Genomic DNA, 22680 nt, shown 5'->3' with positions numbered 1-22680 from the left:
ACAAAAAAAGGGTGAATAACAAATCTGTTATTCACCCTTTTTCTGTTCTTAGGAGATGTCTTAGCGACTAGTCTCACATTACTTTATTGCTAAATTAGCAGCCAAGTTTGCCTTCAGCTTCTAATGCTTTTTTGCTACGAATTGGTGCAGGGCAATCTTCGCCATAGTATTGACGATCTGCAAAGTAGCTTGAGCGTACCATTGGGCCTGCCCAAATGCTAAAGAAGCCAATTTTTTTGCCGTAGTCCATATAGCGTTGGAACTCATCTGGATGGACATAACGATCAACGGGCGCATGATTTTTACTAGGCTGTAGATACTGACCAACCGTAATCATGTCTACGTCATGGGCTTTTAGATCATCAAGTAGTGCATAAATCTCTTCTTCAGTTTCACCAAGGCCGACCATAAAGCCACATTTGGTAGCGATATCTGGACGACGCTCTTTATACAGCTTGAGTAAATCCAAAGAATGCTGATAATCAGAACCCGGACGGAACGCTTTATATAGGCGTGGCACGGTTTCGATATTGTGGTTAAAGACATCTGGCGGCGTTTCAGTTAGCAAGTCTAATGCTACTTCCATACGACCACGGAAATCAGGAACCAATATCTCAATCAAGCAATTTGGGCTGAGCGCTCTGGCTTCATTAAGCACTTCAACAAAATGAGCAGCACCGCCATCTTTTAGATCATCGCGATCGACTGAGGTAATAACCGCATATTTCAGTTTTAGACCTAAGATCGTCTCAGCCGTATGACGAGGTTCGTCGGCATCGAGATTGTTAGGGCGACCATGTCCGACATCACAGAACGGACAGCGACGGGTACAGATATCACCCATAATCATAAAGGTGGCCGTACCATCAGCGAAGCACTGTGGCAAGTTTGGACAAGCCGCTTCTTCACAGACGGTATATAGCTTTTGCTCACGCAAAGTAGCTTTGATACGAGCCACTTCAGCAGGTGATGACATTTTGACCCGAATCCAATCTGGCTTTTTCTTCGCCTCGATGGTCGGGATCACTTTAATTGGGATACGGGCAACTTTATCGTAGCCACGTAGTTTTTCTCCCTGAACTGCTTTTTTGGGTTTAGCTTTGGCAGCAGGAACGTGTGTTTGTACGGCTAATGAGCTCATAGTCTTATCCTAAACCCTGATAATCCTAAACCTTTGTAGGATAAGGGTTTTGTTTATTATTTTCTAAGAATAGGTCGTAAAATTCGTATAGGGATTATAGCAAATCTCAGTCTAAATTTCATCCAACCGTTTTATAATACTGTTATTGATTTTTCAGCATTGAAACAGGCCAAGTAACCGTATAAAAATACCTTATATTTTTTTAATAAATATTGACTATGGAGGCGGGAAAGCGCTTTGCTGGTTAACATTTTGCCCATTTTAAGCTATATTAGCGGGGATAATTATTCCATTTGGTACATAGGCGCAGGCTGTCATGCTGACTACCCACGTATTGTGCTAATCCCCAACTGACGAGGACGACTATTGTGTTAGAAGCTTATCGTAAACATGTCGAAGAACGTGCTGAGCTAGGAACGGTTCCGCTACCACTGAACGAAAAACAAGTAGCAGAGTTGGTTGAACTTTTAAAAACGCCACCTGCAGGCGAAGATGCGTTCTTGATGAACTTGCTAGAAAATCGTATTCCTGCTGGTGTTGACCAAGCGGCTTACGTTAAAGCGGCGTTTTTAGCGGCTATCCTTAAGGGTGAAACATCATCACCACTTATCAGCAAGCAAAAAGCCGTTGAAATTCTAGGCACCATGCAAGGTGGCTACAACGTTCAGCCATTGGTTGCTGCATTAGATGATAAAGAAGTTGCACAAGACGCAGCTGAAGCACTGAAAAAGACGTTGCTCGTATTTGATGCGTTCAATGACGTGACTGAAAAATCGGAAGCTGGCAATACAATCGCAAAAGAAGTTGTTCAATCTTGGGCTGATGCAGAATGGTTCTTGAACCGTGCTGAAGTACCACAAAAATCAACTTATACGACGTTTAAAGTCACTGGCGAAACCAACACTGATGACTTGTCACCTGCGCAAGATGCGTGGAGCCGTCCTGATATCCCATTGCACTCATTAGCCATGCACAAAAACTCTCGTGACGGTATCGTCGCTGACGAAGAGGGTGTTGTTGGTTCTATGAAGCAGATCGAAGAGCTGAAGAAAAAAGGCCATCAACTTGCCTATGTTGGTGATGTCGTCGGTACAGGTTCTAGCCGTAAGTCTGCGACCAACTCAGTACTTTGGTTAATGGGTGATGATATCCCTAACGTGCCAAACAAACGTGGCGGCGGTCTAGTACTTGGTAACAACATCGCGCCTATCTTCTTTAACACTATGGAAGATTCTGGCGCATTACCAATCGAAAAAGTGAATGTTGATAACCTAAACATGGGTGATGTGTTTGACATCTATCCGTACGAAGGCAAAATCACTAAGCATGATTCTGATGAAGTATTGTCTACGTTCAAGCTAAACTCACCAACTTTGCTTGATGAAGTTCGCGCTGGTGGCCGTATTCCATTGATCGTTGGTCGTGGTTTGACCAACCGTGCTCGTGAATATATGGGTCTTGGTCATTCAGACATTTTTGCTAAGCCAGAAGAGCCAGTTGATACTGGTAAAGGCTTTACTTTAGCGCAAAAAATGGTTGGTAAAGCTTGTGGTCTAGAGGGCGTACGTCCAGGCATGTACTGTGAGCCTAAAATGACTACCGTAGGAAGTCAGGATACCACTGGTCCAATGACGCGTGATGAGCTAAAAGATTTGGCATGTTTGGGTTTCCAAGCAGATCTAGTGATGCAGTCATTCTGTCACACTGCGGCTTATCCAAAGCCAGTTGACGTTGAAACTCAGCACACACTACCTGACTTTATCATGAACCGTGGCGGCGTAAGCTTACGTCCGGGCGATGGTATCATCCACTCATGGTTGAACCGTATGTTACTTCCAGATACCGTTGGTACTGGTGGTGATTCACATACGCGTTTCCCAATGGGTATCTCGTTCCCAGCGGGTTCTGGTCTGGTTGCATTCGCAGCAGCAACTGGTGTTATGCCACTTGATATGCCTGAGTCTGTCCGTGTACGCTTCGTTGGCGAACGTCAGCCTGGTATCACGCTACGTGACTTAGTGCATGCGATTCCTTATCAAGCTATCAAAGAAGGTCTATTGACTGTTGATAAGAAAGGTAAAATCAACGAGTTCAACGGTCGTATTCTTGAAATCGAAGGTCTAGAAGACTTGACTGCTGAGCAGGCGTTCGAATTGTCTGATGCATCAGCTGAGCGTAGTGCTGCTGGTTGTACGATTACTCTATCTGAAGCGTCAGTGACTGAGTACCTAAACTCAAACATCACGCTACTTAAGTGGATGATCTCAGAAGGCTATGGCGATGCGCGTACTATCAGCCGCCGTGTTGAGCAGATGCAAGATTGGTTGGCTAACCCAAGCCTGATGCGTGCTGATGACGATGCTGAGTACACGATCGATATGACTATCGATATGAGCACGATTAAAGAGCCGATTCTTTGCTGCCCGAATGATCCAGATGATGCTAAGACATTAGCTGACGTCGCTGGTGATACCATTGATGAAGTATTCATTGGTTCATGTATGACCAACATCGGTCATTTCCGTGCCGCTGGTAAACTGCTACAAGATGTACCAGCAGGTAGCTTAAAAACTCGTCTATGGATTGCACCGCCTACTAAGATGGATGCGCGTCAATTGATGGAAGAAGGTTACTACAACATCTACGCTCAAGCCGGCGCTCGTACTGAGATGCCAGGTTGTTCACTATGTATGGGTAACCAAGCACGTATCGCACCGAAGTCTACTGCGGTATCGACCTCAACTCGTAACTTCCCGAACCGTTTAGGTCAAGGCGCTAACGTATACCTTGCTTCTGCAGAGCTTGCAGCGGTAGCAGCGGTACTTGGTAAATTGCCAACGAACGACGAATATCAGCAGTATGCTGGTATGCTTGATAGCATGGGCGAGGAAGTGTATCAGTACATGAACTTCGACCGTATGACTGACTATACTGAAGAAGCAGACAAAATTAACGTCGCTCAGTTGACCTAATTTTGTTTAAATCTTAAGTTAAACGTTTTTAAGTTTTACAATTCTTATTTAAACAGAAACCCCGTATCGTGATGATGCGGGGTTTTTTGATGATATTTTTAAAAAATATCAATAAATGTTTGCTAAATTTTGTTTGGTATTTATAATCTAATTCGTAAATTCAATTTTTTAATTTACGATTTTTACTTTTAAAGACGTTTAACGATAAATCCTATGGAATATAAAAATATGCTTGATAAGACGACGCCACCACCATTACCACTTAGTGAGGTTGTTAATAATTATGCTGCTGAGGCAAACTACGGCATCATTGACTGGTTCAAAAAAGGCTTGAGAAATTATACCAATTTCTCTGGTCGCGCTCGCCGTAAAGAGTACTGGCATTTCTTGCTTATACAAACAGGGCTAATGATTATTGCTATGATTCTAGATACGATCATATTTGATACAGGAGTAGGGTTATTTTATATACTAGTTGCACTCGGTTTGTTCATACCAAACTTAGCAGTTACTATACGTAGGTTGCACGATACCAATCGCTCAGGATGGTGGATTTTAATATCACTTATTCCATTATTGGGGATTTTATTGATAGTATTTCTTGCAAGCGACACCAAGTTTGAAAGCAATCAGTGGGGTTCACCAGCAAAATAAGCGGTTTTTGATGTCTTATTTTGACATAAGCTCAGACTGATTTTCTACGCTATCTTCTGTATAATATAAGGGCAGGCGGAAACCGTGGCTCTGCACTCAATCTATCTTTTTTCTCTCGGGACGGACCGATACTTTGATATGCACTTAGGTGCTTTGGAGTCTTGGTTGATTACTTTATCCCCACTCAAACGTCGTATCGTCTACGTGATTGTGTTTGAGATTATCGCAATTATTTCCTCTACCTTTGTATTGATGAAGCTGAGCAATAGCGATGCAGCAGACTCTCTACCCGTCGCGATGATGGTCTCTCTGGCTGCAATCATTTGGAACTTTGTATACAACACCGCTTTTGAGACTTGGGAGGAGCGTAGGCAGATAGCAGAGCGCACGCTGCTGATTCGTAGTGTCCATGCATTGATATTTGAAATCGGTTTGGTTTTGATCTGTTTGCCGTTATATATGTTTTGGTATCAGGTTGGTTTGCTCCAAGCATTTATAATGGAAGCTGCTTTACTCGTATTTTTCTTGATTTATAATTTTGTGTTTACCTTTATCTTTGACAAGATATTTACCTTACCTTATCACTATAAGTCAGCATCTGCTTCTTAACCACAGACATAAACGAAAAAAGGGCTACCATATTGGTAGCCCTTTTTTTGATGCTATGGATAGTGAATTATCTGGTTCAGAATAGGTTCAGCCGCCAAATTGAACAGCCTATTACCCAGTTATTTTCCCTGATAAACTGGCTTGCGCTTTTCCATAAAAGCGGTAATGCCTTCTTTAAAGTCATCGGTGACTGCCATCATGTTTTGTTGTTCAACTTCCATATCAAGCGCTTCATTGAGACCAGAAAAGGCGTGAACATTAATCATATGTTTCATTGATGCCAATGCTTTACCCGGTAATTGACTCAAACGAGTGGCAAGAGCCTGCACACTTGCGTCTAATTCATCTGCGCTGACGACACTATTTACTAAGTCTAAACGTGCCACATCGTCTGCTTTGAGCTTATCACCTAGCATCACCAGCTCAGTAGTTTTGGCAGCACCGATTAATTGGTTTAGTAGATAAATACCACCAGCATCTGGAATCAGACCGATATTGACAAAGGCTTGGACGAATTTTGCATTGTCAGCGGCGATACGGAAATCGCAAGTCAGTGCCAGATTCATGCCCGCACCAGCGACCGCACCTTCCAATTTAGCAATAATTGGCTTATGAATATTACGCAGCTTTAAACTCACTTCAGCGACTTCACGTAGCATAAAGTCAAGCTTTGCGACCAATGCCTCAGACTCCATACCGTTCTCTAGCATTTCACCGATATGACCACCACTAGAAAAATTATTATTTGACCCTTGTAGCACAATCACGCGTACGTCTGCGTCTTTATCCGCTTTATCAAGCGCATCTATCATTGCGTTTTTTAATGGTGTGCTAAAGGCATTCAGGGTCTTAGGATCGTTCATGGTGATGGTAGCGATATGATTTTCGCTTTGATACTCGACTAGAGATGGTGACATCTTGGCTTTCCTTAGTTAAATTAGCTGGGTAATATAGGGTTCAAAATAGAAGCTGAGCAGGTTTTGTAACAAATAATTCACTATTGATTACTATAGCAGCTTGCTATGATTATAAAAGCAAGTTTTGTGGGCGCTTAGGACAAATCGACAGTGTGGTTTAATTTATCTCGCTGTGCTAATTCCTTAGGAGGCACAGATAAAAACGGCTCATTCAGAAATAAGACTGTTAACTGAGTGGCTGGTGAATTATGCTAAAAGAACAGTGGGAAAAGTAAAGTGTTAGAAAGACAGGGCTAAAAAGAAAAGACAGTCATACGCTTAATTTTTTAATCGATTACACAAGGAAGTTGTTATGCCAAAGATAAAAATCAATAACGCCAATATCTATTACGAAGATAGCGCCCCAAACGATACGCAAAAACCAGTCATGGTCTTTGCTCACGGGCTACTTTGGAACACTAGAATCTATGACAAACAAGTCGAGTATTTTCAGGACAGCTATCGCTGCATCGCTTTTGACTTTCGCGGACAAGGTCAGTCGCAAATTACCAAAGACGGCTACGACATGGACACCTTGGCAGATGATGCTATTGGTCTACTAGCAGCGCTCGATATAGACAGCTGTCATTATGTCGGTCTATCGATGGGTGGCTTCGTTGGACAACGCATCGCTATCAAAAAACCAGAGCTGTTAAACTCATTGACCCTAATAGATACTTCGGCTGATGCTGAAGACCCTGATAATATTCCTGGCTACAAAAAGCTCATTACGGCTATTCGTTGGTTGGGTATGAAAAGAGTGAGTAAAAAAGTCATGCCTATTATGTTTGGCAGCACTTTTTTGACAGACAAAGCCCGTAAAACCGATCAAAAAGAATGGTTGGCGATGCTCAACGGTAATCGCAAAGGTGGCGTCGTCAAAGCCACGATGGGAGTCATCGAACGTGACGCTGTCTATGATCAGCTTGATAGCATCACGACGCCTACTTTAATCATCGTTGGTGATGAAGATGTCGCTACTCCTTATGACAAAGCTGAGCGTATGCACTTCGCCATCGATGGCTCTAAGCTTGCGATAATAAAAGGCTCTGGACATACTTCAACGGTAGAAGAGCCTGAACAGGTGAATAAAGTGCTCAGTCATTTCTTGACGAGCTGTGTATGATAAATACTGCTAACTCATAATAATAAAGACGCCGTTATCATTGATTTGATAACGGCGTCTTTGGTTTTAATGCTAACTAAGCTAGAGCTCTAGGCGTGATGTGTAGCTAAAGCTACAGTCGTGATGCATAGTCACTATGACCATCATTGATGGTGCCGAATACGTCGGCACGATTGACGATTTCGGTTGCCCATGCACGATGCGTGGCAGGCTCTAGCATGGTGTTGTTGTATTTAAACACCGCTTTGGCTTCGCTATGCAATATGGCTTGTGCCTCATCTAACGTGCTCATCGGCACACAGTAGGCCTGCTGGACTAAAGCGATTTGGCTAGGGTGGATGACTGTTTTGCCGACTAAGCCCAAGCTGACATCTCGGGTCAGCTCTTGCATAAAGAGCGTTGGTTGATCTAAATACTCAAAGACCGGCGCAGTGAGGTAAAAGCCATGCGGCACAAAGCAGCCAAGCAGCTGATAAGCAAGAGTACCGATAGGGGTGTCATAGACAATACTGTTTTTCGGACGACGCAAGCGCAGCGCGGCAAACAAGTCATTACCGCCGATACGTAGAGCGAAAACTGGCTGGCTAAAGGCTTCTTTAAAACCAATGGCCAGTTCTTGATTGTGATGCGGGTTAAATAGGGCAGCGGTCTCAAGCGTGGGCATGAGCAACTGATCGATGCTGAGATTCTGACAGGCCATCCGCCAGTCGGATAAGCTATACATATCGACTTTGGGCATGACGAAGCCGTCGATAAGATCTATATGAGTATAGTCTGCCAATTGTTGCAACATCATCGGATTGCGCGGGCGTATAAAGACCAGTGGACGCGTCGGATGCTGGTTTTTCTGCTCTGACTGCTGCTCTGATTGAATGCCAGATTCTCTTGATGGATCATTGATACTATCGACGTGTATCGCCCAAGTATTGAGCAGGGTTTGCAGTCGTGTCAGTGCCAGCTCGACATCACTGTGACTAACGGCATCTTCTAGGCAGATAATAATACTATTAATCGTTGGTAATTTATCACGCTTAATGACTTGCCAAATATCTTGGCGAGTAGCAGGCATATAAAGGCTCGCACCCAGCTGATACGGATGATGAGTACTGGGCTTGACCATCGCATGCCGTTCAGTGATGAGATGCGCATAAGACTGAGTATAGTTATAAAGGTTTGATTCGTTGTTTGACATAATTGGCATCGTAAATAGTGATAAATGAGTGGTTATACATGGTCATAACAGACAGCTTGTATCGTTGATTCAGCTGTCTTTGCTACGCTGCTTGATAAGAGTGATGGCTTGATAGGGCAGTATTTTATCACCTAATACACTGATATTGATATTTCGCTGCGCACATAAATGTCGCAACAATACGGTATCAGGATGCTCAGCAGTGGCTAATAGGATGCGCTCAGGGTCACGGCGCAATATCGCCCGTGTTGCCTCTGCAATCGTTGGCTTAATACGGTTGCGATTGGTAATAGCGTAGTCCGCCGCCAGTTTATTGATTAATTCAGCAGTTTGGTAGCGTGGCTGCTGGTAGGTTGGCAAGCACTGTGGAGGCGTGCTCAATGAACGTCGTGCCGCATCAATATGATTGATAAATGCTAAGCTGTGATCTACCGCGACCAAATTATCATAAAAGACGCTGCGATGGAGACCTGATTGCGGCTCGGTATATAAGCTACGCGAAATCAAACCCGAGACGGTACTGTTTAGCAGTCCTGATGGTATCAACCAGTCTTCTTCACTAGCCGACAGCCAAGCAACGCCAGCGGGATCAGCGAGTGTTAAGAGGGGTATGACGGTAGTGTTATTGACAGTGCCTTGATCAGAAGTGCTTTGATCAAAAGTATCTTGACCAAAAGTGCTTTGATGAAAAATATTGGCAAAATGTACATGACTAGGGTCGCTGAAGGCTTCAAGACTCCGCGCCAATTCTTGATAAATAGCACCTTTGCCTGTCCAGCCATCGACGAATACTATCGGACTGTTTGGATAAGCATCCAGCAGCATTTGCAACGCGACTGGATCAAGCCCTCGATCCCGAATGATACTGATGCCATAATGCACGCTTGGCAAAGCATAGCTGCTACTTTGGTCTGTTAAAGCGCGCTGCAATAATACCCCAATCGGCAAACCTGCTCGTACCAAGCTGACCAATACTAATGGGCGTTCAGCGTTAACCGCTTGCTCAAAAGTATTGTGCAATGTGTAAGCTAAGTTAGCAATATCAGTCGCAGTCCTCGTCGTGCCTTGCGTTAGCGCCTGAGAATATAGCTGCTCGTGCATCGCAGTTGGCGCGGCCTCTAAGGTCAGCATGTCTGAATAGTGCCGTTGCCCACTTTGGATCAGCGCTTCTTTTTGGCTAACAGGTACATCAGCGACCGCGTCTTTATCGACAATATCGAGCAGCACGGTCACATCGCTGGCAAGATAGCTGCCTGAGCCGTATTTCTCTAGTTTTTGAATATAAAGGTTAGTCATAGAAGGTTTTTTACTCGTATAGGCTGCTGTTGTTATAATTGTTGAGAACTAAGATGGTCATGTAGCTGACCATGGTTGGGCATACCGTACCAGTCCAATAGCTGTAGAAAAGGCAAGTCGGCTAAGCTATCACCAAAACCAAAACTGGGGCGCTGGCTGTCTAAATGATTCTCTAATAAAAACTGTACTGCATGGCGCTTGTGAACCGCATGCGGCAGTATCGCTAAGTTATTAGCATTCACATGGACATAAAAATCTTGATCAAAATTTGGTATGAGTGTGGGTAGCTGCTTGGCTAAATTGGCTAATACTTGATGATCTTTTTGCGCGTGTTTAATCGCCAAATAAATAGTGAGTTCATTGTCAATAAAAACATCGCTATGTGAGGTAAGTTTTAAGCCATTATTAGCCCCAACGTCTTCTTGGTTATGATTACCAATCAAGTCAGTCAACTGCTTTAGTTTGCCTTGTAATGGTGCAAGCTGCTCATGCATATACTGCTGCCACGCGCTTAACAACTCACCCTCAGCCGTTAAAATAATCGCGCCATGGGTTAAGACTTGCCAACTGTAAAAAGGCAATTTAACACGTTTGATTTCATCACGGTCACGTGCCGTCACTACTACCAATTCGGTACTAGCCAATAGCCAATTAAAGAGTGAGGCTTGGCGCTGACTCATAAAGCTTAACGGTTCGCCTTGCTTATTGACCGTGGCGCAAACCAAATTTTCAGGTTCAGTAGTGGGCAAATCCCATGCGTCGATTTTACGTTGGGTTTGAAATAGCGTATCGTCCAAATCCATAAGTGTGTAAGGTTTAATAATGTCGGGATTGGCTTGGAAAAATGGCGTAGTCATAGAAATGTCCGTAAATCATGGGTTTGAAAATCATTGAATAACTTACAGCGTAGGACTCACCACCAGTACATTATCTAAATTTTGCCACAGGTCATCAACACTATCGCTTGAGGTTTCCACACACAATACGATCAAGTCCCAATCACTAGGCTCAACATTATAAGCAAAATTGGTCATACCAAGCCCATAATTATCGCCAAAGCTCAGCATCGTCGTAATCGCACCACCAAGCGCAATCGGTGAGCGGGTCAACGCACTAAATTTAACGATAGCATCTGTGTCTGAATCTGGCTTCTGAGCCGCTGCCTCAAGCCATTCCGCCAATAAAAATGGCAACCAAACAAACTCATTGCTGCCCAATACCAAAATCCGCTCAGGCAACTGAGTAACATCAAAGCTTTTTTGATCAAGAAAGCTTTCTTGGTTATTAAAGCGTGCAAATGCAGCCTGAAAACTTGAAAGATACTTATCAAACCCCTCTGTACTGTCTAGCGTTGGAAAACGCCCCCAGTTGCCCGTATGACCAAGTGCCTGACTACCAGCAGCAGTGGTATCGACCGATGGCATCGTGATGGGTTCAGGATTGGGTGCATCTGTCCATTGCCATGCGCCAGACAGTAAGTGATGACGATGAAACTCAATACCTGTCAAACGATCCGCCATACGCGCAGGCTTGGTGTCCTCTGTCTGCTTGTTTGTGTTTTCTTGATCTAATGACCAATCCACCAAAGTGGTGAGATGTACTTGCTTTAATTGTGTCAGCCCTGCATTGCGTAGGGCAGTGACGACATTGACGCATGTATTACCCGTTGACGCCTCATCATCAACCATAATCAGCGTTTTACTAGCAAGTAACTGCTCTTGAGCGACACTATCAGAGCTCTGATAAATCAAATGCTGGCTGGCATGACTGTGGTCTTCACAAAAAGTCGTCAGTAAAGAATTGGCACCATTCGCATCACTATTTTCATCATGTTGCGCATGACGAGTAGAGTTCAATAGTAGCGCTTGAGGATAGCGCGTTTGTAATGCTTGATGGACACCAGCAGATAGACCGACAGCGGTCTCTGCCATACCAATGACCAAAATTGGCGCTGGCAATTCATTAGGCACTAGGTTTGCCAAATCCGTAAAAGCATGTCGCATGGTACTGGGCGTGACTGGAATATGGCGACCTAGCACTTTTGAGACAAATAAAAATGCACGTTTGGGATTAATGCGCTGAGCAAAGCCAAGCAAGTCTTTTAATTGATAGCTGTCGTTTTTTTCTGAATCACGGTTACTCACGACCATATTCGTTTGATAAGTGAGATCAAGCGTACCGCGTGGTAGCGTGATGGTGGTGCTTTGTTGCTTGTTTGACATTCATATTCCTTAACACACTTTGTTGAAGTGGCTATTTTTATATTAACTTGATTTTTTTAGATATTTTAACCTTGACAGCCCACCAGCCAAAGCGCCCCGCGACTCTGTTTACTGAGTTGCGGGGTAGTCAGTGGAGCAGTTGTGGCGTTAGATCCGTGAGCAGCGCTATCCAAACTGATACCAGCGCTCGCAAGTAGGGCAGATAATAACTGAAATTTTACCGCATAGTTCATATTTTGTGCATGTTCATGGACGAGGCTGGCAGTCACCATGCCGATGACCTCGCCTGTTGGCAGTAATAGTGGACTGCCACTAGAGCCGGGCTGAATTGGTGCGGTAAATTGCATGTAACGAATGTCATCGCTTAAGCCTGTTAGTCCTGAAATACAGCCCTGCGTGACTTGTAGTTGACTACTCAGTCCTGATAGCGGGAAGCCCAAAGTGGTGATAGTCTCGCCCAAAATATCCGAGCACTGCTGCGCTAATGGCAGGTGGCAAGGTAAAGGGTCGCTCACTCTAATAATGGCTGAATCGCTACCGATATCACTGAGTACCACTTGCGCCTCACGGTCAGGCTGACCCTGCTGGCGTACACCAATCATTGCCGCCGATTCAATGACATGATAACAAGTCAGCAGGTGATACTCATCAATCGCAAAAGCCGTACCTGTCCATGTTTCACCAGCTTGAACTTGGCGAGGCGTGCGAGTGTCACTATTGGGAGAACCACGCTGCTGCGCCTCTTGAATGAGCGCATGAGTATCTGGCGGACGAATATCTAGACTGACTTGTACTCGTTGCTCAAGGCTTGCCAGTCCTTGGGTCGAGCTTTCACCGAGCGCTCGACATTTAAATTGCCCATTGCGTTTATAAATCTCAAACACGATTGCGGCTTTGACATGGCGCTCGCTTGCTAGGAAGTCATAGTGAATAGCGCCACCGTTTAACGTCAAACTTACCTTGTGTAATTCGACAGCGGGTAAATTAAGTGTTGGCTCTTGATAAGTATAAGCGATTAGTTGTAAGAAGCTAACCCCTTGCATATCAAATAAGTCAGGTAAATCAAGCTGCCATTCGTGTGGCGTATCGCTATTGTCCAGCTTTGCCCAGTCCTTAGGCTCGTGCAAATAGGCGGGACTACAGACCGCTTTGCGCTGCTCATTTAGAGGTAGCCATAATAGTCCAAGTTGCTGCCCAAACCTAAGCGAATCTGAGGTCGTAAATTCAACAGTACAGCGTTCTTGAGTGATCACTGTGTTTGCGCCTAACACTAATGTGGTCTGTGCTGTCATCGTATGTATCCTAATTGATATTTTCGTGTAGTCGTACTTGTGCGGAGGCTTTATTCGTATGACTGCGATAGAAACCATATTTAGCTATGCTAAGAATTTAACTCAGATGTTATATCAGTGATTTTAGAAAAATGAATATGCTATGGGGTAAATAGTAAATGAAAAGCATAGCGTCAGTTTAAAGTAAAAAACGTGTACTCGTCACAATGTTTTGCTGACAAGCTTTCGCTATTAATAAGAATGATAGAAGCTACAGAAAATCTATTAATAACGTCACATGGTTTTAATATGATTCGATAGAAACTCTATTGAGTTAAGTAAAACCCTATCTAAATCATGGCTTTAAAGAAATGAGATATCTATAAATTAGTAAACTTATATTCTGTATTATGCCTTGAGCCATCTATCGGATAATGTCACCATCTATCGGACAATGGCTTGTGAAGTATTGCTAGACCATAAGAATATCGTGATAATGCGATAAAAATTCATTACTGTTTAGAAACTTTACTGTAGCCTGCTGCTCGTGAAGAGATTTCAAAAGTAACCCCGTATCTGAGACCACCGTTCCTGTCTTATTTTAGCGCTCACTTTTTATTTTTAAATATACAAAAAGCTAAGAATTGCATAGCTGCGAGTAATGCTGTGTTTGATAACTATGCTTATAAATCTAGCAGTTATTACAAGTAAGACGGTTTAGTCACTCTATGTTTAATCGCATAGTTAGAAAAGAATTTTACATATTGCCTTCCCATCATATTTATACGACATAACAGTTAACGAGATAGAAGCTCGCTGTCTGATTTATACAAATGGTTTGGTATAAAAGCTTAGCAGTATTTTAGAAAAGGAATGACTTTTGAAATTTTCTTGTGCATTAGAGACGTCTTCTGAACGCATTCGTTTGGTTAATGTTATTTCACCACTTATCAAAGCAGGTTATCAGCTCGTCTCCCAGAGACAAGAATCATCAGGCAGTGGTGGCAACATCATTCATGTGATTGCGAGAAGTATAGGCGCTAAGACGCAAGCGGATTTGATCGACGACTTGTCCTCTATTGATGGTTGTACCTTGTTTAAACTCGAAATTGATGAAGAAGATATCTCCTCATCAGCACCTGTGCAAACAGGCGAGGATGAAAAAACGACGTTAGCCGCTATTGGTGCTCAATACCCCAAAATAACAGATATCGTCAGCCAATACGAGGCCAGCTTGCCTAGCGATCAGCGTGCTACTGCACTGCATCAGTTAGGACGAAAGGTTGGCGGTGGTATTTATCAACGTGATTATTCACTTGGTAGTCCGCTAAAAATGCCAACGACAATCAGCCGAGAACTCGTACCAGCCTTGAAAGGGTTTTGTAAGGTCAAAGCAAAAAATAACGTGGTTTCTTTAATTAAATGTCCATTCTGTAAGTCATCAGACAGCAATCATTCAGGATGTCATTTTGTCATCGGTTATATCGAAGGGTTTTTGGCGAGTAATCCTGCTATAGAGACAGTCCAAGTTGAGGAAACCAGCTGCGGTGCTGGTAGTACCAATATTTGTGAATTTACCATCGGGTAAACAAAATGAATCATAGACCACTCAATGTCTATATAAAACAATAGTGAGCGCATGGCGTATAAAGGCTTATTCAAGTCTACGCTAAAAGGCTCAGTTCTTATTAAATACAAAAGGCGAAAAAATGATTGAAGTTGAATATAACCTGCTTTTGGTGTTGGTTTCATATGCCATCGCAGTGTTCGGCTCTTATGTGGGTCTAAATCTTGCCATTCGAGTGCCATCTGCTAAGCCAGGATCAGACCTATATTTTTGGGTCGCGCTATCTTCGATTGCCATTGGTGGTGCTATTTGGTCAATGCATTATATTGGTATGATGGCAGTCGATATGAAAATGCCAGTTACCTATAATCTGGGCATGACAATTGTTTCGATGCTGCTTGCTGTTGGTTTTGTGGCTATTGGTATCATGATCGTAGGGCGCGGTGCGTCTAGCATGAGTAAACTGATTGGCGGTGGTGTCTTGACTGGACTTGGCGTTGCAGCCATGCACTATACTGGTATGGCTTCAATGCAGATGGAAGCTACGATGTCATACAATATTCCACTTCTGATCACCTCAGTGATTATTGCCATTGTAGCTGCTATCGCGGCATTATGGTTGGCATTTAACCTACGCGGTACCTTACAGCGTTTCGGTAGTGCGTTCATTATGGGTCTTGCCGTTTGTGGTATGCACTATACTGGTATGGCGGCTATGGAGATGGATGCTACTAACCATATGATGTCTATGAGTTATACGCATGATAGTGCAATCTCTTCAGCGATCATTATTTTTATTGGCTCAGCGATCGTATTGAGCTTGTTATGGGTTCTTGCATCTAAGAATGCCCCTAAGAAAGCAACGCTAGTATTTGGCGAGTAATTCTCAGCCGTTGTTTTTCATCGTTAATGTATGATGTAAACAGTAAAAAAGGTTTTTAGATTGCTATCTAAAAACCTTTTTTGTGCTTGACGATCTTGACTATCGATTAGGCTTATAGTCAATGAGGCTTATAGTCGATTCAATTTAAAAGTAGTACAAGGCAACCGAGTGTAGATGTATATGTGATACTTCAATCGAGGTTAACGCTGTAATACTTTTATAGTGGAATGACTATATCCTCACTTAGTAAGTTACTCAGCGTCTGTCTCTTCAATTTTGACGCTCATCATCAGCGAGCGCACCTGGCAAGGCTTAATTTTTTGAGCAATGTCCTCTAACTGTGGCTTTGCCGTTAATCCTAGCCAATAAGCAAATCCGACTTGTGTGAGATCGATACCGCTATGCGCTGTATAACCGATACCGCCAGAAGGGCGACTGTTAATCTCAAGCACACGGTGCTGACCGTCATCATCTGCCTTGGTCTGTACGCTGACGATACCATCGCAACCAAAGGCTTTAATTAATGGAATCACCACCTCCATAACGTCCTGCTCGTAGCCGACATGCTGGATTTTGCCAGTTTTATGACGAGTAACGGCTGCCAGTACTTCACCATATTCGCACACCACGTCGATAGAGTACTCTTGCCCTGATAGGTAAGGCATTAGCAGCATCGGAATAGGGCGCTCATGTACCATTTGGCTATGAGTGTAGGCATTCACAAACTGCGCGGTATTGATTTTTTTCTCTTCGGTAAAGTATAAATGCTCAAAGCTATCGTAATGCTCGCCATCGTCTTTAGCCAGATCTAGCCGCCAAAAGCCTTGTGCAAAAATACCAGTGACAGGTTTGACGCATAAAGGCTGATGACCATGCTCGCTAAGTAAAGCCTCAAGCTCAGCAGTATTGTCAAAGCGCCAAGCGTCTGCCACCGGAATATTATGGGCATGGCACTGCTGCATAAAGGCAAATTTATCATCGATACACTCTAGCGCTGCGACGCTGGTTGCTCCTGTCAATAATCGAATGCCAGCAGCACTAAATGCCTCACGCTGCGCTTCATAGTCGATACCATTACGACCAGTCAGCAATACTTTTACGTTGTGTTGTTTGGCTTGCTCTAAGACAAATTGCCAGCGCGGTGTGACGGGTTCAGGTATGATTTGCTCATCACTGTCGAGTAGGGTTTTGGATGGCTCAATATATGTGCTGTCGGCAAACTCAAAAATTTCAGGTCTGTCATGGCGGTGTGACGCTATAACATTAAAGGGCGAGTGCGCTTGTGTTTTTAGGGCTTGCAGGCTGGCTAACATATCACGCTGGCTAGACTGACCTTCTGCCAACCAAGCGGCAACGGGGGTCATAGAAAGGATATCGTTAGCAAGGTTACTCATAATTCTCTCAGCATTATTATCAATGTTATAGGTAAGTGTTATAGGTATTAGATAACCGGGCGTGATTGTCGCACGTTTCTTGTCAAGATGGTCAATACTCATCCGTTGCCAAAAAAGCCACGCTGCGCCGTCGCTTATAGCAAAGTCTATTATATAGAAATGCTACGCTCTAGGGCGTGTCCTCATTTAAAAAATGGCGATAAAAATGAGATAAGTTGCAGTCAGACAAGGAAAATAACGCAGATGATATCGAGATATTAGTTAGCTATAGTCAGAGCACTTTTAAACCGCTACGGTGTTATCCGTCCTAGATGTACTCAGTGTACTACCTGCGGTCGGTCGCCTTGTAGCGATTCTAAAATTCCTTGACATTGTTTGGAATTGTTTGGCAAGATTTAACTATTTTTAGCCCATTTCGATGACCATCGATTGAATTGAGAGCACGCCTTAGTGTGCTGATTAAAAATATGACATTATCCATGCTACTATACGACGATAGTGAACCTAAAAAACGCTAGGGCGTGTTGAACATTCACAAATAGGCACTGCTGATCGCTAAAACTGCTCCAAACAAGGCGTAAAACGACGGTAATGCTAGTGCCTTAACTAGATTTACAACGCAGTATGGGGAAGTTTTAGCATCAGCTCTAATATCAACAGAGGGAGACAGGACTATTTTTTGCCACTTCATTGTTAAAAAAAGACGCTTAAAATAACTAAACTTACTGTTTTTAACGTCGAACTGTCTAAAAAATAGTCTCTGTCAGTGCCATGGTTGAATGTTCAACACGCCCTAATATAATAAATAACTCAAAGGACATATGATGAGCCAGAACCAACCTCAAAAACTGATTGCTGGTGCCAATGCGCCACTACCGACGGACAATATTAGCATTCGCATTTTAAGTCAAAATGCCATCGATTGTGCTGCTTATCGTCTGACCACTGACGGTAAAGTGCGCGGTGATGGCGATATGATATTTTATGGGCAGACGCGTAGTGATGACGGCAATGTCAGCTTCCGAGGTCACGATAGTGATGGATTTTTTGATATTAATTTAGCAGCGCAACCGGCGAATATTGACAAAATTGCCTTGGCATTTTCTAGCGCGCAAGCCTTGGCGCAAATCGGTGATGTTGATATCCAAGTATTGCAAGGCAGTCAAGTGCTGATGACTTGTCAGCTTAGTAGTGCTGGGCGTAATGAAAAAGCCATTATCCTTGCAGAATGCTATCGTCGGCAGGGCAGCTGGAAGTTTCGCTTTATTGCCCAAGGTTTTGAAGGCGGTCTGAAGCCGTTATCTGAGCATTTCGGCGTTGAAATTGCCGACGAAGCACCAGCTCAGTCCTCATATCAAAATAGCAATCAGGCTCAAAATCAAAACCAGTCACAGGGTCAATCTCAACCTATCAATACTCAACGTCCAATCAATACGCAAAAGGCGGGCAGTGCCTCTCAAGCAAGTACGCCGCCACCGATTCCAGCCAGTCCTGCTATCAATTTGAGCAAAATCACCTTAACCAAAAACCAATCCAGTATCAATCTTAAGAAGCGCGATGACTTTGGCAAAATCTCGGTCAACCTAAACTGGAACCAACGTCCAGATATGGATAAGCAAGCACCGAAAAAAGGTTTGTTGGGTGATCTGTTCAAGCAGCATAAAGCGGGCGGTATTGACCTTGATGTTGGGGCGATGATTCATCTAAAAAATGGCGAAAAAACCCTGATTCAAGCCTTAGGCAATCGCTTTGGTAGTTTGCAATCAGCACCTTACGTTTGTCTGCGCGCCGACGATAGGACAGGACAAGTGAGTGGCGGTGAGTGGCTCGATATCAATGGTCAGCAGTGGTCGCAAATTGAGGAAGTATTTATCTTTGCCTTCATCTACGAAGGTGCGCCGAACTGGGCAAAAACGGATGGGGTAGTGACCATTCATGTGCCTGATCAGTCGCCGATTGAGACGCGCTTAACAGAAGGCACAGGCAACTTGCCAATGTGTGCCATTGCGCGTTTGGTCAATCAACAAGGCAGTATCAACGTTGAACGTATCAATCAATACTTTAAAGGCCATCAAGAAATGGATAAAGCCTTTAATTGGGGCTTTAGCTGGAAACGTGGTAGTAAGTAAGTGCTTGAATAGCACCCCTTAATACAAATAAACAGCCCCTCTATTATCAATAGACGGGCTGTTTTTGTAAGGCTTATTAATTGTTAGTTGCATTACTTGCTATGTTCAACTTTCAGAAATGCTTTTATTTTTATATCTATCTAACTGAATTTGTAACCGTGTTAGCTTTTTATTAATCATTTCACGATTTTTTGCTGATTTCATCCAATTGGGTAGTCTCGAAGGCATACTAGCATTACCAGCAACGGCTGTTCTTTCTCTTAGTGTTGCATTGATATAACTATGTAATTCAGTTAAGTGGCTCTGATTAAATGCCCAAATTTTACCAAATCGGCAGGGTACTTGTAAGAAAAGGGGAAGCCCAAAATCAGCGTCAATAGCTAACCTTGCATCATAACGTTGGTATTTATTCGCTCTTTCTACGGGTACTGCATTGGTTTTACCACAACTTGAGCAGTCAATAGCAATAATAGAAGGCAAAGCTTGTTTATAGGAGAATATTATTTCTTCGTTAGCAGTCAATCGTGTACCACAAAAGCTACACGGACAATCTCCTATTAGATTACATTGACCTACCCAGTCAGCTTGTTCTTCATTTTTTACTAATGATAATTGGCAGTGTTTACAGACAAATTTAGCACACCAAACTTTGCGTTCGCTTTCTATTCTATATTGATATTCATTTTCAACTTTACCTACAGTGTCACATTCGATACAGCATACTATACTTTGCTCGGCATAATAAGTTAGCCTGTCACCGTTATCAATGTGTCTTGCTTGCATGGCTATCCCAAATTATAAGCTTATTTTATTCATATTATAATAATCAAAAAAACAGCTCAACGAAAGTCGTTAAGCTGTTTGTATTGAAAGTAATGAAATTTAAAAATAGATCAGGGATTAAGCATGTGGCGTAATAGCAGGCATCAAATCATGGAAAGTACGACCTGAGGCAGTTTCGCCAATGGCATGCATTTTCCATTCATTATTATGGCGATAAACTTTTGCCATTACCATCGCTGTATGACTGCCTTGCGCTGATAGGTTATAGCGCGCGACTTCTTGGTTATTATTGGCATTGACAATACGGCAAAAGGCATTTTCTACTGTTTCAAACGTCTGTCCGGTAAAGCTATTGACGGTAAATACCAGCGAGACGACATTAGCAGGGATTCTTGAAAGATCGACGTTGATAACTTCGTCATCGCCATCGCCATCGCCAGTACGGTTATCGCCTGTGTGCACGATGCTGCCATCTTTTGATTTGAGCTGGCTGAACCAAATGGCATCAACTGCCTGCTTGTTGCTATCGAACATGATGCACGAAGCATCCAAATCGATAGAGTCGCCGCCGCTACCGCCACCAAATAATTTGCCTAAGAAGCCACCCTTTTTCTCTTGTGGTCCTTGCGCCACGTCCCAACCTAGACCCAATTTTACTTGAGTCAGATCGCCGCCGGCTTCTTTGCTTAGGGATATTTTTTGTCCCTTTTGTAAACTAACTGCCATGATAAAATCCTTATATCACTCTCAAAAAATACGATTAGCTGTGTCGAACTCGCTTAGTCTACAAGGCGTAGTACTTGCACTCGTTTTCCTTACTAATCAAATTTTTGTACATGATATTATAATAATTGTGGGTGATAAATTGTGAGTAGAATTGTCTTGAAAAATTGTCTTGAAAAACTAAGTTATAAAATATTATCTAAAAAACCACCGCCACCACCGCCACCACGACCTCCGGAGCTACTGCCCAAGATGCTTTGTAGCCAGCCTTGATAGCTGTCACGATTGCGTGAGCAGATGATGACTTTACCATTGCCTGAGAAGTTCAACACCATGCCTTCGCCACTAGTGACTGAATTTATGATGCTGCTCATGATACCTTTCTTCTTGCTGGTTGAGACCGACAGCTTGTACTCAAGATTCGAGTCCCAGCAGACTACATGACCATTATCGATGATGACGTCTTTGTCTGGGGTGACATCAATCTCAAACAACGAGCCAAAGCCAGATACCACGACCTGACCTTGACCTTGCGTCTGCATAACCATAAAGCCACCAGTATCACCAAACACCGCGCCGCCAAGGTTACGCTGAATATTGGCTCTGATATCGACACCCGTTTGTGCAGCGACGAAAGCGCCATCGCTCAAGGTATATTGCTGATTACCGACATCAATGATTTGCATATCACCATCTAAGGTTGGCGCAAGCAAACAATCGCCTTCACCATTCACCGCTTCAATCTGCTGCTGAAACAATGATTCATCGTTCGCAAAACGGCGCATCAATGATTGCATGAGGCCACCTTGCAGCTTACCTTTAAGCTCAAGATTGGATTCCATCATGACCATCGCATTGGCTTCACAATAGATCGAGTCGCCTTTTTTGAGGTTGCAATGTAAAAAAGGCTCAATGGTACCGATTAAGCTAAACGTTGCGGCCATGGGGTGCAAATCCTTATTCTAATACAGTTGAAATATGCTTTTTTAATGCGACATCTGTGATTCTAAATCGTTAACTTGATTGATTTTAGAGACGCTATTAAATTTAAAGCCATCAAATGCTTTAAAAGGGCACACTTGATGGCTTATGTAGATAGCCAACAATCAGGTGTCTGACTGCCGCTATTAACTGTTTGAGTGATTAACGTTGCTATTAATAAACGTCTAAACGTTGACGCCATAAGAGCCGGCTAATGGTCCAAGACCACCGCTGAAGCCTTGACCAACGGCGCGGAATTTCCAATCACCGCTGTGACGATACAACTCGCCAAAGATCATCGCAGTTTCAGTGCTACCGTCTTCTGATAGGTCATAACGAGCGATTTCAGTATCGCCATTGTCGTTTACGACACGGATATAGGCTTCGCCTACTTGACCGAAGTTTTGGTTACGGCTTTGACCTTCATAAATGATGGCACAAATAGCAACTTTGCTGACATCAGCAGGGATACTAGCAAGGTTGATTTTGATTTTTTCATCATCGCCATCGCCTTCACCAGTACGGTTATCGCCAGTATGCTCGACCGCGCCATTGTCTGATTTTAAGTTATTGAAGAAGATAAAATCTTGGTCGTTACGAACCTTACCTGCTTCATTGACCAAGAAGCCAATCGCATCCAAGTCAAATTCTTGACCGTCAGTGGCGCGTGGATCCCAGCCAAGACCGACCGTGATATTGGTCAAACCTGGTGCTTCTTTTGATAAGTTTACGTTGCCGCCTTTTGTTAAGCTAATAGCCATATAGATATCCTTTAGATTAA

General features: G+C 43.4%; 19 protein-coding genes. 7 read left to right on the top strand and 12 right to left on the bottom strand.

Going from position 1 to position 22680, the window contains the following annotated elements:
• Positions 1 to 94: 94 nt before the first annotated feature.
• Positions 95 to 1141: a lipoyl synthase gene (lipA, locus tag ACTQ9T_RS09685; RefSeq protein WP_189584448.1), complete on the bottom strand. Its 1047-nt coding sequence runs from the start codon at positions 1139 to 1141 to the stop codon at positions 95 to 97.
• A gap of 368 nt (positions 1142 to 1509) precedes the next feature.
• Between lipA and acnB the strand changes: the two genes are divergently transcribed.
• From acnB to ACTQ9T_RS09670, 3 genes are all read left to right on the top strand, one after another.
• Positions 1510 to 4113: a bifunctional aconitate hydratase 2/2-methylisocitrate dehydratase gene (acnB, locus tag ACTQ9T_RS09680; RefSeq protein WP_415228340.1), complete on the top strand. Its 2604-nt coding sequence runs from the start codon at positions 1510 to 1512 to the stop codon at positions 4111 to 4113.
• A 213-nt stretch (positions 4114 to 4326) separates the two neighbouring features.
• Positions 4327 to 4767, top strand: a complete 441-nt coding sequence (locus ACTQ9T_RS09675; RefSeq protein WP_440464921.1) for a DUF805 domain-containing protein — start codon at positions 4327 to 4329, stop codon at positions 4765 to 4767.
• Between the two features lie 165 nt (positions 4768 to 4932).
• Positions 4933 to 5376, top strand: a complete 444-nt coding sequence (locus ACTQ9T_RS09670; protein WP_440464920.1) for a PACE efflux transporter — start codon at positions 4933 to 4935, stop codon at positions 5374 to 5376.
• Positions 5377 to 5495: 119 nt separating this feature from the next.
• Here ACTQ9T_RS09670 and ACTQ9T_RS09665 read toward each other — a convergent pair whose 3' ends face one another.
• Positions 5496 to 6293, bottom strand: coding sequence for an enoyl-CoA hydratase/isomerase family protein (locus tag ACTQ9T_RS09665; RefSeq protein ID WP_240215857.1), 798 nt, complete (start codon positions 6291 to 6293; stop codon positions 5496 to 5498).
• A gap of 352 nt (positions 6294 to 6645) precedes the next feature.
• Here ACTQ9T_RS09665 and ACTQ9T_RS09660 point away from each other — a divergent pair, with 352 nt between their 5' ends.
• Entirely contained in the window at positions 6646 to 7458 is an 813-nt protein-coding gene (locus tag ACTQ9T_RS09660; RefSeq protein ID WP_201591557.1) for an alpha/beta fold hydrolase, read from the top strand.
• A gap of 112 nt (positions 7459 to 7570) precedes the next feature.
• Here the strand turns inward: ACTQ9T_RS09660 and ACTQ9T_RS09655 are convergent, their stop codons facing one another.
• From ACTQ9T_RS09655 to ACTQ9T_RS09635, 5 genes are all read right to left on the bottom strand, one after another.
• Complete coding sequence (locus ACTQ9T_RS09655; protein WP_010199540.1) at positions 7571 to 8650, bottom strand: HpcH/HpaI aldolase/citrate lyase family protein; 1080 nt, start codon at positions 8648 to 8650, stop codon at positions 7571 to 7573.
• Between the two features lie 69 nt (positions 8651 to 8719).
• The gene (locus tag ACTQ9T_RS09650; protein WP_440464919.1) at positions 8720 to 9946 is read right to left on the bottom strand and encodes a cysteine protease StiP domain-containing protein; all 1227 of its coding nucleotides are present in this window, start codon (positions 9944 to 9946) and stop codon (positions 8720 to 8722) included.
• Positions 9947 to 9978: 32 nt separating this feature from the next.
• Entirely contained in the window at positions 9979 to 10803 is an 825-nt protein-coding gene (locus tag ACTQ9T_RS09645; RefSeq protein ID WP_440464918.1) for an HAD hydrolase family protein, read from the bottom strand.
• Positions 10804 to 10845: 42 nt separating this feature from the next.
• A complete protein-coding gene (locus ACTQ9T_RS09640; RefSeq protein WP_440464917.1) occupies positions 10846 to 12168 on the bottom strand; it encodes a phosphoribosyltransferase domain-containing protein in 1323 nt (440 codons plus the stop codon).
• Positions 12169 to 12233: 65 nt separating this feature from the next.
• On the bottom strand, positions 12234 to 13460 hold the full coding sequence (locus ACTQ9T_RS09635; protein WP_440464916.1) for a S1 family peptidase: 1227 nt from the start codon (positions 13458 to 13460) through the stop codon (positions 12234 to 12236).
• An 859-nt stretch (positions 13461 to 14319) separates the two neighbouring features.
• Here ACTQ9T_RS09635 and ACTQ9T_RS09630 point away from each other — a divergent pair.
• Both ACTQ9T_RS09630 and ACTQ9T_RS09625 read left to right on the top strand, forming a co-directional pair.
• On the top strand, positions 14320 to 15027 hold the full coding sequence (locus ACTQ9T_RS09630) for a hypothetical protein (RefSeq protein ID WP_189584478.1): 708 nt from the start codon (positions 14320 to 14322) through the stop codon (positions 15025 to 15027).
• A gap of 121 nt (positions 15028 to 15148) precedes the next feature.
• The gene (locus tag ACTQ9T_RS09625; RefSeq protein ID WP_352310161.1) at positions 15149 to 15889 is read left to right on the top strand and encodes an MHYT domain-containing protein; all 741 of its coding nucleotides are present in this window, start codon (positions 15149 to 15151) and stop codon (positions 15887 to 15889) included.
• Between the two features lie 251 nt (positions 15890 to 16140).
• Here the strand turns inward: ACTQ9T_RS09625 and ACTQ9T_RS09620 are convergent, their stop codons facing one another.
• The gene (locus ACTQ9T_RS09620) at positions 16141 to 17283 is read right to left on the bottom strand and encodes an ATP-grasp domain-containing protein (protein ID WP_440464915.1); all 1143 of its coding nucleotides are present in this window, start codon (positions 17281 to 17283) and stop codon (positions 16141 to 16143) included.
• Between the two features lie 824 nt (positions 17284 to 18107).
• Here ACTQ9T_RS09620 and ACTQ9T_RS09615 point away from each other — a divergent pair.
• A complete protein-coding gene (locus ACTQ9T_RS09615; RefSeq protein WP_440464914.1) occupies positions 18108 to 19412 on the top strand; it encodes a TerD family protein in 1305 nt (434 codons plus the stop codon).
• Between the two features lie 105 nt (positions 19413 to 19517).
• Here ACTQ9T_RS09615 and ACTQ9T_RS09610 read toward each other — a convergent pair whose 3' ends face one another.
• The 4 genes from ACTQ9T_RS09610 to ACTQ9T_RS09595 form a co-directional block, all read right to left on the bottom strand.
• On the bottom strand, positions 19518 to 20195 hold the full coding sequence (locus tag ACTQ9T_RS09610; RefSeq protein WP_440464913.1) for a hypothetical protein: 678 nt from the start codon (positions 20193 to 20195) through the stop codon (positions 19518 to 19520).
• Positions 20196 to 20312: 117 nt separating this feature from the next.
• Positions 20313 to 20921 (bottom strand): TerD family protein, encoded by a 609-nt coding sequence (locus ACTQ9T_RS09605; RefSeq protein ID WP_010199561.1) that lies wholly within the window; start codon positions 20919 to 20921, stop codon positions 20313 to 20315.
• A gap of 182 nt (positions 20922 to 21103) precedes the next feature.
• The gene (locus ACTQ9T_RS09600; RefSeq protein WP_440464912.1) at positions 21104 to 21862 is read right to left on the bottom strand and encodes a TIGR00266 family protein; all 759 of its coding nucleotides are present in this window, start codon (positions 21860 to 21862) and stop codon (positions 21104 to 21106) included.
• Positions 21863 to 22084: 222 nt separating this feature from the next.
• Positions 22085 to 22660, bottom strand: a complete 576-nt coding sequence (locus ACTQ9T_RS09595) for a TerD family protein (protein WP_189584493.1) — start codon at positions 22658 to 22660, stop codon at positions 22085 to 22087.
• Positions 22661 to 22680 lie beyond the last annotated feature (20 nt).

The organism is Psychrobacter sp. ASPA161_6, from assembly GCF_051970285.1.
Classification (GTDB): domain Bacteria; phylum Pseudomonadota; class Gammaproteobacteria; order Pseudomonadales; family Moraxellaceae; genus Psychrobacter; species Psychrobacter glaciei.
This window is presented reverse-complemented; position numbering and strand designations above follow the sequence as displayed.